The following is a 12,558-nucleotide window of genomic DNA, read 5'->3' on the forward strand; positions in this document are numbered from 1 at the left end:
GCAAGCGTGAAGATCACTTTTCAATTACCGAAAGCTGACCCGGACAAACAAGCTCGACTCATTTCCGAGCATTGGGTACAGTTAAAAGAGCCCAAATCCCTGCCCGTTGCGATTTTATTATCGGTTCCTTTTATGCTTGTAGGAGGCTTCCTAACGCTGATGCTAACGAGGATATTTGTACCGGTTAGTTTAGAGGATTATGGGTTTCAAGGTGGTGGGATAAGCTTTAATATTAATATCCTGTATATCCTTTCTATTTTCGCGCTCCTACTGATCCATGAGCTGATCCATCTCAGCCTGATTCCAAGCTTTATGAAATCCAAGCACACGGGAATTGGTATTCAAGTTTTCGGTGGATTTGTATTTACAGAGGAAATTATGTCTCGCATGCGTTATTTGATCGTATCTCTCGCGCCATTCGTGCTCATTTCTATAGTTCTGCCTGTTCTGTTAGGGCCCATGGGATATCTGAATCCATTACTTATTTTCCTCATTATTCTTAATGCTCTGGGCTCGTCCGTCGATTTGTTAAATGTAGTGCTAGTTTTATCTCAAGTACCAAAGAAAGCGCAAATAAGAAATCATGGTATGAACACATTATGGAAATAAATGTAATTTAAAGTCAAACAATCCGACCTATGAAGAACCATATATACACAATTTTGATTTGTAACCGATATATCAATTAGGTGGAATTATAACGCCCATCATTTACCTATATTTAGGAGAAAGGAGTGAATACATGCAAGTTTCTTTTTCATCACGAGCTATAACCCAGAGCCCTTACGCCGGGATAAAAGCAATAGACAGCAGTATGTCCATTAAGAAAGCTGACAAAGCAGACTCCGTGTCTATTAGTGAAGCGGCACGTAACATGTTTGCCAAAAACGATACATTCAAAAAAAATGCAATGATTGAAGCCTTAATGAAACAAAAGGAAAACCTGCTGGAGAACAAAAATAAATTAGTGGAAAAAACCTTGAAAGACGGCGGTCAATTAGATACGATCAAGGACCAGATTAAGGAACTCGATCAGCAGCTCCGTTTATTGGATCAACAAATTAGTCAACAACAAGTAGACGATCAGCAAAAGGCATTAGGACTGGATGAAGAAAGCAAGAAACCTACAAAGGCAGTCGCTGCTGAAACGAAAACAGATAATGAAGTACAGGCTGAACAGCTGCATAACATTGCGAGCCTGGCTGGAAATCTGGATCAAATTGAAAGAATGTCTGCGCAGAAAAACAATATGCAAGGCGAAACACGGATTTTGAAAAATGAAATTAAAGTGGATGAGGCTCGATCTTTATCTAATCTTCCTGCAACGGGCAAGCGCGAGAAATTATCGAATTTGAACAAGGGAATTTCTGATATTGAAAAGCGAATCGGCGAAATGACACAGTCAACGACAGAGAAGCTGAAAGAAGTGAATAAGCCGTCAGACGACAACATCGCAGAAGAAACCCCTGTTAACGGTTCAATGGACAAGAGCACTGAGCTGGGAAATAAACGATAACCAAAATGGATAGATATCAGGGTTTCCTGAATACTCTATCCATTTTAACTAGCCGCCTAATACCGTGTACAACATCCTATTCGATCCTTGAGCTTATCCCTCATGATGACCAATACGCCACATCAGGATTCAGAGCCGCTCCTACCTCGCCTTCCCTTACCAAATCATAATCGAGATATCCCTCATCATCCAAATAGTATACCTGCTGCTCATAAAAGGCGCACAAGGTTTCCATGAACTTTTCGGGTGAAGCATGAAGTACTTCTAGATCGTCATGATCAGCCAATAACAAATCACATATGTGTTCAACACCCTCAACAGACCTGCGGTAGCAAATATAGTCACTCGCATAGTTCGTTAACAAAGGCAATACGATCTCGCCTGATTCCTTATGCCTGTCGAGCAATAATTCGGATAGCTGCTGCATTTCCTGCTCGTATTCTTCAAGATGAATCAACCGATAGCCGGGTATAAAATCCATCAGGGTCTGGTCTTCTATCTCTCTGCGGGTGCCGGCCACTCTACCATACAATGCCATTAGCAATGCGGGTACCTCCTGGAGGATATCCCCAATGCTGACGGCTGCCTCTTGATGGCTTCCCAGACTCGGAATATAAGCGGGGCGCAGCCGGGATGATAAATTCAAAAATTGTTCGACTTGATCTGATAGCAACGTAGCTTCTCCTCCTTGGAAAGAGCCATACCGATAAATGCAAGCGGGAATGACTCTTGTTCCCTCATTATATAGCTCCTGACGGTAATTTAAAACAGAACGGTCGTAAGCGAAGCTTTGCTATTCTACTCATGTGGGCAGATCCTCTTCATCAACTGCAGGGAGCCGCGCCCGTGATTAAAACAGGCGCGTAGCTTCCGCTCCTCCTGGACTCAATCGGCCAGTCGACACTTTTCCGTATAACCGCAAAAAAGCCTTCCGAGCGTCTATGACGACCGAAAGGCTGCTGGCTGAATTCGTTATTTCCCCTCTGTCGGCACCACGATCTGTTCCAGAGGAATGACTTTGTGAGCCTCTGCAGGTGTGGATATGATCTGTTTGTCGGTTGCGCCCACGCCTCCCAAACGATTGGTCAGCCCTTTGACGAGCTCCTCCAAATCGATGCCCGATACGCTTTTCAGCATATCTGGTGCTGTAGCCATCAACTCGGTTACATATTTGCTTACCTTTGTAGCGCCGCCACCGTTACCACCGGCATCTACAATGGTAAGCTTATCGATATGAGACATCGGCTCGGCGATTTTGGCTGCCAGCTCAGGCAGCATCTTGACAATGATATCCAGAATCGCCGCTTCACCGAACTTGGCGTAGGCTTCAGCAAGCTTTTCCTTGGCTTCTGCTTCCGCAAACCCTTGAAGACGAATGACCTCTGCTTGTGCGGTACCTTTGGCTCGCTCGACATTAGCTTCGGAATTACCCTTGGCCAAGCCCGCTTCTGCGATGGCAATCCCAGAAATACGTACCTGCTCCGCGTTGGCTCTCGCTTCTGCCTCAATCTGATACTGTCTCGCATCGGCTTCACGCATGCGACGGGACTTATCCGCTTCTGCTGCTTGCTCGATCGCATAACGATCCGCATCCGCTTTCTTCTTGACCTCGGAATCATATTGCTTCTCACGGCGCAATATTTCCTTGGTTTCCAGATCGATTTCCCGTTCTTTGCGAACAAGCTCAACCTTCATTTGCTCTTCTACGATAATTTGCTTCGACTTGGCTTCCTGTATGCCATAAGCCTGATCGGCCTCGGCCTTCGCTACATCCTGCTCCTTCTTAAATGAAGCAATCTTCAGCTGCTTATCCTTCTCGGATTCAGCAATGTTCGTGTCGCGCGCAAGCTCGGCCTTCTGGCTCTGCTCCTCGGCATTTGCCTTTTGAATTCGCGCATCCCGGGACGCTTGGGCCTGGGCAATATCCGCGTCACGCTTCACAGCAGCAATCCGGGGTTTACCCAATGCGTCCAGATATCCGTTATTGTCGCGCAAATCCTTGATCGTAAAGGAGACGATTTGCAAGCCCATTTTACGAAGATCGATGGCCGAAACCTCCTGAACCTTTTGAGCAAATATATCACGATTTTTATAAATATCCTCAACCGTCATACTGCCGAGAATCGCCCGAAGGTGGCCCTCCAGCACCTCTTGCGCTTCACCACGCAGCTCCTCATCACTTTTGCCGAGAAATTGCTCGGTAGCCGTAGCAACATCCTCGATCGATCCACCAACCTTGATAATTGCAACACCGTTAGCGAGTACAGGTACCCCCTGCTCCGTATATACCTCAGGAGTCGCAATATCAAGTTTGTGGGACAAAAGCGAAATAAACTGTGCCTGCTGGAATACGGGGAGGATGAATGCGCCACCACCACGAATGATTTTTAATTTACGGTCTGTTTCATCATTCATTACATTTTTGGAGCCTAAAAAAGAACCGGTGATGATCATCGCTTTATCTGGACTGACCGTTTTATACCGTGACCAAAAGGCCAATCCGAGTATAACCAGAACAGCAATCAATAATACAGGAATCGTTAAGTATTCATAGTTAGTAGTCAATTGCGTCAAAGAAATCCCACCTTTTACGTTTTTTTAGTAGGGTTTAAATATTAAGCTCACTTACCGCAAAATCGCGGCCTCTTAACTCAACGATCACTACTTTCTGGCCCTGCATAATTTGCAAGCCCTCAAAGCTGACAGCCGGATAATTAGATATGCCGGAGTTCGTATGAATAATGATTTCTCCATAGCCCAGCGTCGGAATCGTAACCGAAACCTCGGCTGCCTTGCCGACTAAATCACCGACCGAATGTCCGATAGAGTGCTCGGCCTTGCTCATATTGCGCACGAAAAAAATGTAAATTGCAGCCGACAGCACAAGTGCAATAAGCACCGCCAAAATAGCTATAAGTGTGACATCAAGCAGCGTGTATTTGTGAAAAATAATACCTGCCGCGCCAAATGTAGTGATGCCTCCAACGATCACAATGGGCTGCATAAAGTCAAAATGATCCAGATGCAGCGCAGCCGCAGCGCTATCCAGCCAGTGACCAATCACTTCTCCAATCACAAGCGTTATCACGGCAAAGGCAATACCAAATAGTAAGCAATTCCAATAAACAATTAACATGGCGACATCCTCTCCTATCAGTATTAGTCAGGAATGATTCTGTGCTTATCTTCTAGTATACATGAAAACTGCCCTCCATGTCAGGTTTAAATCGTTATAGATCGCGGATTCTCAAATTCAAGGGCGGTCAGCATAAAGAAAAGCCCTCCAAAGTGTTACTCTGGAAGGCTTGCAAGCATACCTGTATATCAACCTCAAATCAGCAAATTAAACAAGGTAGGATTTTTATTAATCTCCACATATTTAATGCCTCTACTCTCCATACGATCAATGAGGGGTTCATAATCCTCTTTATTTTTCAGCTCAATGCCTACTAGCGCCGGGCCGTTTTCCTTGCTTGTTTTCTTCGTATATTCGAATCGTGTAATATCGTCGTTGGGTCCCAATACCTCATCAAGGAATTCGCGCAAGGCTCCTGCCCGCTGTGGAAACTGAACGGTAAAATAATGCTTCAGCCCCTCATAAATCAATGATCTTTCCTTAATTTCCTGCATCCTGTCGATATCATTATTGCCGCCACTAATGATACAAACGACATTTTTCCCGGCAATCTGCTCGCGGTAAAACTCAAGTGCTGTGATCGTCAGCGCACCTGCTGGCTCGGCGACAATCGCATTCTCATTATACAGCTCCAGAATCGTCGTACACACTTTGCCTTCAGGTACGACCAGAACATCGTCTACAACTCTTTGGCATACCTCGTAAGTTAACTCCCCTACCCGCTTGACCGCCGTACCATCAACGAACTTGTCTATCTCATTTAAGGTGATAATTTGACCCTCATCGATAGATTGACGCATAGAGGGTGCACCTGCAGCTTCAACACCAATCACCTGAGTGGATGGACTAATAGCCTTAATGTAGGTACCCACGCCTGCAGCCAAACCGCCGCCGCCAATACCGGCGAATACATAGTCCACCGGGTCTTTCATATCATTCATCAGTTCAAGACCTACGGTTCCTTGGCCAGCCATTACCTTAAGATGATCAAAAGGATGGACGAACTGCATCCCCTCCCGCTCACTGTACAGCAGCGCTTCCCTTAAGGAATCGTCGAAGGTGTCTCCAATCAGGATCACTTCCACATAGGAAGCTCCGAACAGCTTGACTTGGGATATTTTTTGACGTGGTGTTGTGGTTGGCATAAAGATTTTGCCTTGCACCTCAAGCGCTTTGCAGGAATAAGCCAAGCCTTGTGCGTGATTGCCGGCACTGGCGCATACTACGCCCTTACGCAGCTTTTCTTCAGGCAGACTACGCATTAAATTATAGGCACCACGAATTTTGAAGGAACGAACAACTTGCAAATCCTCACGCTTCAGGAACACATTACAATTATATTTATCAGATAGAATGGAGTTTCTTTGCAGAGGTGTATGAGACACCACATCTTTCAGCAAATGACTCGCCATGATGATATCTTCCAGCTTGATTGTCTGATTGTCCATATTAACCTCCACCGAATGTACATTTTTATAATTATACACCCCGAGGACGGGTTGTCCATAGTTTTCTTTTTGCAGCTGCTTCACACGCAAAAAAAACCACTGCCATGAAGATTTCTCAGCAGTGGTTCCGTCACATGACTATATTTTTCTAGCCTCTACAAAGCTGTAATCCGGGTAGTCAAGCGCTGCCTTATGCTGCGCATGCTCCACATCAAATGCTTTAACCTTAGCCTGAAAACCTTTACCCGATGTGTCCTGAAGGCTGAGCTCATACGAATCCAGCATTTTATGGGCGTAGTTGAGATCAAACACATCCATATTAAAAAACAGCTTGCTGTTCTCTATAATCCGGTTCAACTCGGCAAGCTGACCTTTATAAAAGCTGACCTCGTGCGTATCCTCATGCTGAGATTTAAGTAATTCTACCGCATCGACACGATCGCGAATATCCATCAAAAATTCAACTATCTTCTCCTCCGACAAGGCAGTCAGTGGTTTTTCTTCATGTCGTATCACCATTGGGTTCCCCTCCACGTATTCGTCATTTGGTTATGTGTTTTTACCCGATTCCGCCCCCTATGAAACTCATCCATTCCCATACAATAATAGAACAGCCCCTCCATCCGGCACTAAGGGCCTGAATGAAAGAGCTGTTCCTGGGTAATCAACCTTTTTCTTCTCTCTTGTGTCAATCTCTCTATAGATCTCTAAGGATCCTATTATCGAATCACGATCGTATGAACGACCTGGTTTTTGCCTCTGAGTTCAATCGCACGATTAGTGGTCAGCAAGGACATATCACCCTGGATCGACAGGTTGCTTGCTGCATTATAGACGGCAGTTTGCACTGAACCACTGCTCAATGTCTGATTGATTGAAATTGTCGCAATTTGTCCGCTTGTGTTCAGCGTGTAAGTATTCAATGAACCTAGCACTGTGAAATCTGTCTGCTGATCCTGTGTCGGAGTCACTACTTGAACGAAGATCACCTTGCCACCATAGGTTCTTACCAGCACCGAATCACCGACTCTTAGCTCGGAAGCTGCAACGGACACGCCGTTACGGATAATAGACACATTGGCATCAAGCTGAGCGCTGTAGGTCTGACCATCCTTGGTCAGCGTCAAGGTATTATTGCTCACTGTTGTGTTAATCGAAGCTGTGAAAGTAGTGTTATCGGGCAGCTGATTGCCGTTCACCGGTGTTGTCACGGATACCAGAATAACTTTTCCTCCGGACGTACTCACTGATACTACATCGCCTGCTCTTAGCTCGGAAGCTGCAACGGACACGCCGTTACGGATAATAGACACATTGGCATCAAGCTGAGCGCTGTAGGTCTGACCATCCTTGGTCAGAGTCAAAGTATTATTGCTCACTGTTGTATTAACCGAAGCTGTGAAAGTAGTGTTATCGGGCAGCTGATTGCCGTTTCCCAACGTCTTTACTTCTACGAAAATCGCTTTGCCGCCATAAGTACGAACTACCACATCGTCGCCTATTCTCAGCTCGCTTGCAGCAACTCTAGCTCCGTTGCGGTAAATAAAAGCTCCTGCATCCAATTCCACACTGTAAGGTTGACCGTTAACGTTCAAAGTCAGCACATTGTTGCTTACTGCAGCATTCACCGTACCGCGAACCGAGGTGTTATCAGGCAATTGACTGCCTGTGCGGTCCAGCAGCGCCGCCAATTCGGCACGTGTCACCGGATTGTTCGGACGGAAGGTATTATCCTCGTAGCCGTCAACCAGTTTTTTCTCAATTGCCAAGGCTACATAACCGACAGAACCGGCCGGGATTTTATTGGCATCCTTGAAAGTAAGCTTCGTATTCATTTTGGTTTTAGCTTCGTTTTGCAGCTTCAGTGCTTTTATCAATAAAGTTGTCGCCCACAAGCGATCCGCTTCCTTTTCCGGCTGTACAGCGTTTTCCGACTCCTCGAACAAATCGTTTTGCAGCGCTACGGATACATAACCGGTTGCCCAAGCATATTTGGATTTGATTTTATCCGCATCACTGAAATTCAGGTTCGCCTGCATCGCCTCTGCCGATTCCGCTTGATCCCGCAATCCCATCAAACGAACTGCAGCTGTAATCGCTTCAATACGAGTAATGGTTTTACGTGGCTGGAAGGTACCATCCTCATAACCCTCGAACACTCGCTTGGATGCAAGACTTGCTATATAACGCATGGCCCACTCGACATCGGAGCCTTTGACATCATCAAACGTCAGCTTGATTTCAAGCTTGTTATTTTTATCATTGTAATTTGTCTTTACAGCTTGAACGGTTTGAGCCTTATCGCGCCCTTTATCTCGGTCATTGTCTTTATCGTTGCCCTTACCTTTGTTATTATCGGCAAAAGCCGCTGTAGAACCGCCTACTACCATAGCCAGTGTCAGACCTGTCACTAATACCTTCTTAAATAAATGATTCATCATCATTCTCCTCATCCTCATAACATAAATTTTGTTGTTGTTGGTTAATTAAAATGAATCCGAACCTTCGCGAAGAGTTCTTTGGAATTACTAAAAGTTTCGCCGCTGCTCAAACGTTTATGGGGGTCATTTTGATCAATCGGGATATAAATGGTAAACTTAGGACGACAATGCCTTCAGGGCGATGATTCCGACTATGGATAGATCACGAAGAGGTATGAGTTGAGGGAGGATTTAAAAGCATGAAATGGAATGCAAAAAAGCTTTCTGTCGCGCTGGCCTTATTTGCGTTGGTCGCTGTGGGTGTTTTTTATTCATGGATGACTTTTGCCAAAGAGGACAAGACCCGTATCGAGTCGGCTGCCGACATTAGCAAAACACCACCGGCTGCCAAGCCGCAAACGGCCGCACCAACGCCACCACCGGAGCCGAATATTCCAACAGAGCAGGTCGATATCGCAATATTCGGTAGTGAACTGGAAGGCCTCTATCTGGCACGAGCAGCAGCCGATGAAGGTCTTAAAGTGAAAGTACTGGATCCGAGAGAAGGATTTGGCGGACAGGTGCTGCAAGGTGAAATGCTGTTTCTCGATGAGACCCGGGATGACAAGTACAACCTGATGGTGCAAGGACGTGCCAAGGAGCTGTTCGATGGCTTCCGCAATGGCAAAATCCGCAAGCTTACAGAGTTTACGCAATACTTTGACAAGCTCAAAAAAGACATCCCGATAGAATCAGGCATCAAGATCGTCGATATTAAACAAACAGCAGGACAATTCGGACCTAATGCCGTTGAATCTGTTACGTATGCAGGCAAAGACGGTACCAAGAAGAACATCAAGGCAGCCTATTGGGTGGATAACAGCGATTTTGCCGCACTGTTAAGTCAGTTAAAGGTAAACCGGATGCCCGGTTTGGAGCAATTTTATGGAGAGACCAAAATCGAATATATGAGTTCCGGATTTATGCTTAAATTCAAAAATGTCGATTGGGCCAAATTCAGCTCCAGCTTTAACAATATGACAGCACAGGAGCGCAAAACCAAATATGGCGGCGGTTCGGTCAGTGAAAGCTATGCGATCGGTCTTAGCGGAATGACAAGTGCGTATAAGCCGAGTAATGAAAGAGTATTTTTACGCGGATTGAATGCCGTGAACCAGCGGGATGGCGAAGTGTTAATCAATGCTTTTCTGATATACACTGTTGATCCTTCCGACGAGAAATCAGTAGCCGAAGCGATGGAGCTTGGAAAAAATGAGCTGCCGCTGATTCTCAACCATTTCCGCAAAAACATAATTGGCTGGGAAAAGGCCGAGCTGAACGGCTCCCCCAACTACTTGTATATCCGAGAATATAATCATTATGAAACGGATTATGTGCTGAAACCATCGGATATGCTTGGGGCGAATATGTTCTGGGACAACGTCAGCATCGCCGGTTATCCACTTGATCTCCAAGGTATCAGCACAAGCAAATGGGGCATTGAAATGGGAAGACCGGACAAGTACGGAATGCCCCTACGCAGCTTTTTGCTGAAAGATTATGATAATGTGCTTGTGGCTGGTAAAAATGTCGGTTCGTCCGCAATTGCGTACGGCAGCGCACGCATCCAGCCGAATACGAGCCTTGCCGCTGAAACCATCGGTATTCTGCTTGGTCAAATCCAGGGTAAGAAAAAGCTGCGGGAGCTGAAGGAAGCCGATATGCCTGCGCTTCACAGCTACCTAGAAACCAAATACAAGATCAAGCTGACAGGCGTTGTAGGCAATAACAAAATCAAAGGCTGGACGGCTGATGAAATCGCCAAGCTGGATATAGGTAAAATCGTATACCCTGCTTATGTGAATACACGAAAAAAATAATCCGATCCCTACACCACATCAGATCGTAAATAAGCAAGCCCCCAAGATGCTCCTAACAGGACATGATGGGGGCTGCTTTTTTTATAATATCAGAATTTTCAAGTTTTCAGCAGAGCTGAATATTCTGATATTGCAAGAAAAGCAACCTATTGGACACGAATGTATCTTCACCGAATAAGCTTCGATCAGAGGCTTTTCTTATATAATCATTTTTACCCTATTGAAAATACGCGCAATTGTCTATACTGTACATAGATCTGATAACTGGGAGTGAAGTATATGAAGAGAATTGTAACTCATAACGCTAGAATGACCGAAATGCAGGACAATTGGAACCAAATTAACAGGGATTGGACCCGGTAAAAACATACATGTGTAATCGGATTGTCCTCCCTGCATAATCGAAGCGAATAAGGGAGCAGATATTCATGAAAACACCACTGGAAACTTACGGCTTTCAGCCATTTTTTGCAGAACAGGCCTTACAACATACTGGCTATGAGGTTGGACGTGTCATTTTGGAGCATAAGCATTTGTACCGGATCTTGGGCGAGAACGGGGAATGGTTAGGTGAACTCTCTGGCAAAAGCCGCTATGAAGCAACTCGGCGAGAGGATTATCCGGCAGTTGGCGATTGGGTCTGGATGACCCCCTTGCCAGGCGAGCAGCGCGTGATTATTCATGACATTATGAAGCGAAAAAGCAAATTTTCACGCAGAGCTGCCGGTTCAACCGTCGAGGAGCAGATCGTAGCCACCAATATAGACCGTGTGTTTCTGGTTATGGCCTTAAACCTCGATTTTAATGTAAGACGGCTCGAGCGCTACCTGCTGCTTGCCTATGAAAGCGGAGCCGCACCAGAAATCGTACTGACCAAAAAGGATTTATGCGACGATATAGCAGCCAGATATGTGGAGGTAGAGGCTATTGCCCCAGGTGTACCCATCTATACCGTCAACAGTCTGGAAGATGATGGGATCGAATCGATTCTCAGCACGTTGAAGCCCGGAGAAACAATTGCGCTGCTTGGCTCCTCCGGGGCAGGTAAATCAACGCTGCTCAACAGCCTGTATGGTGAACAGAAGCAAAAAACGGGTGCCGCACGCGATGGAGATGACCGCGGCAAGCATACGACCACACACCGTGAGCTGATCGTGCTGCCTTGCGGCTCGCTCATGATCGATACGCCGGGAATGCGCGAGCTTCAGCTCTGGGACAGCAGCGAATCGATGCACACCGCATTTCAGGATATTGACGAGCTGGCAGCAAGCTGCCGCTTTGGCGACTGCGGGCATCACGGAGAGCCTGGCTGTGCCATTCAGCAGGCTCTCGAAGCAGGGACACTGGACGATGCTCGCTGGAATAGCTTTTTGAAGCTGCAAAAAGAGCTGGCTTATACAGAACGTAAAGCCGACGCAGGCGCCGCACGTGCGGAGAAGGAACGTTGGAAAAAGATACACAAGCAGCTGCGCGGCAGCGGTAATCGCTAGAATAGTAAACCAAGAGCCTCAACCCGTTGTCATGATGGGCTGAGGCTCTTCGTCTTTAATAATTATTTTTATTTCTACATGATCCTATCGTCTCCGAAGCGCGAGCCTTACCACATTGTCCTGAAAGGTAACAGCACGTATGCCTGCAGGCTTGGGCAGGTAGTCGTTCAACGGAATTTGAAGCGGCTGCAATTGAAACCAATCCATCGGTACAGATAGTTGCTTGATTTGGGTTCCCGTATGGGTAGCTGTCAGAAAAGGATCCTCCCATTTGACGGTAAAAAACAACTGGGCTCCAATCGGCCACTTATCTTTGTACATCAAGGTTACATCAGCAGTCCACTGGTTTCCCTTCAGATTGAATTGTGCCCCCGATAGCTTCCAATCCTCATTCAGCTGCGCACGTGAGGAAAGCGTCTTTTTCAGCAAATCATTCACTTCGCTTTCGGTCAACACAACCTCAAGCCTTCGATTTGCAAGCATATCCGTTAACTTATCACGAACCGAAATTTCCGAATAATTCAGGTCCAGCAATCGATCCGGCTGCGCATACGCATAGGAAACACCCAACAGCAGGATACAAAGGATAAGCAGCATTCCCACAAAACGCAATAGCTTCCCCATTTCCGTAGTTCCTCCTGACTATCGATAAACAAGTTGCAAATAAT

Annotated in this window: 11 protein-coding genes; 4 read left to right on the plus strand and 7 right to left on the minus strand. The window is 46.1% G+C overall.

Going from position 1 to position 12,558, the window contains the following annotated elements:
- Positions 1-6: 6 nt before the first annotated feature.
- A complete protein-coding gene (locus tag OB236_RS31155; protein WP_262687486.1) occupies positions 7-609 on the plus strand; it encodes a DUF3267 domain-containing protein in 603 nt (200 codons plus the stop codon).
- 133 nt (positions 610-742) lie between these two features.
- On the plus strand, positions 743-1,516 hold the full coding sequence (locus OB236_RS31160; protein WP_262687487.1) for a hypothetical protein: 774 nt from the start codon (positions 743-745) through the stop codon (positions 1,514-1,516).
- Positions 1,517-1,616: 100 nt separating this feature from the next.
- Here the strand turns inward: OB236_RS31160 and OB236_RS31165 are convergent, their stop codons facing one another.
- The 6 genes from OB236_RS31165 to OB236_RS31190 all read right to left on the minus strand — a co-directional run bounded on the left by OB236_RS31165 (position 1,617) and on the right by OB236_RS31190 (position 8,538).
- Complete coding sequence (locus OB236_RS31165; protein ID WP_262687488.1) at positions 1,617-2,189, minus strand: hypothetical protein; 573 nt, start codon at positions 2,187-2,189, stop codon at positions 1,617-1,619.
- A 299-nt stretch (positions 2,190-2,488) separates the two neighbouring features.
- Positions 2,489-4,090 carry a flotillin family protein gene (locus OB236_RS31170; RefSeq protein ID WP_317259399.1) on the minus strand — a complete coding sequence of 534 codons (1,602 nt, stop codon included), beginning with the start codon at positions 4,088-4,090 and terminating at the stop codon, positions 2,489-2,491.
- Between the two features lie 34 nt (positions 4,091-4,124).
- A complete protein-coding gene (locus OB236_RS31175) occupies positions 4,125-4,652 on the minus strand; it encodes an NfeD family protein (RefSeq protein WP_076232124.1) in 528 nt (175 codons plus the stop codon).
- Positions 4,653-4,846: 194 nt separating this feature from the next.
- Positions 4,847-6,100 (minus strand): threonine ammonia-lyase IlvA, encoded by a 1,254-nt coding sequence (gene ilvA, locus OB236_RS31180; RefSeq protein ID WP_076232452.1) that lies wholly within the window; start codon positions 6,098-6,100, stop codon positions 4,847-4,849.
- Positions 6,101-6,238: 138 nt separating this feature from the next.
- The gene (locus OB236_RS31185; RefSeq protein WP_262687489.1) at positions 6,239-6,619 is read right to left on the minus strand and encodes a hypothetical protein; all 381 of its coding nucleotides are present in this window, start codon (positions 6,617-6,619) and stop codon (positions 6,239-6,241) included.
- A gap of 200 nt (positions 6,620-6,819) precedes the next feature.
- Positions 6,820-8,538, minus strand: coding sequence for an S-layer homology domain-containing protein (locus OB236_RS31190; protein ID WP_262687490.1), 1,719 nt, complete (start codon positions 8,536-8,538; stop codon positions 6,820-6,822).
- Positions 8,539-8,780: 242 nt separating this feature from the next.
- Between OB236_RS31190 and OB236_RS31195 the strand changes: the two genes are divergently transcribed.
- Both OB236_RS31195 and rsgA read left to right on the plus strand, forming a co-directional pair.
- Entirely contained in the window at positions 8,781-10,400 is a 1,620-nt protein-coding gene (locus tag OB236_RS31195) for an FAD-dependent oxidoreductase (protein WP_262687491.1), read from the plus strand.
- Between the two features lie 428 nt (positions 10,401-10,828).
- On the plus strand, positions 10,829-11,890 hold the full coding sequence (gene rsgA, locus OB236_RS31200; RefSeq protein ID WP_262687492.1) for a ribosome small subunit-dependent GTPase A: 1,062 nt from the start codon (positions 10,829-10,831) through the stop codon (positions 11,888-11,890).
- An 84-nt stretch (positions 11,891-11,974) separates the two neighbouring features.
- Here rsgA and OB236_RS31205 read toward each other — a convergent pair whose 3' ends face one another.
- A complete protein-coding gene (locus tag OB236_RS31205; protein WP_076232138.1) occupies positions 11,975-12,514 on the minus strand; it encodes a hypothetical protein in 540 nt (179 codons plus the stop codon).
- Positions 12,515-12,558: the final 44 nt, after the last annotated feature.

The organism is Paenibacillus baimaensis (assembly GCF_025567575.1).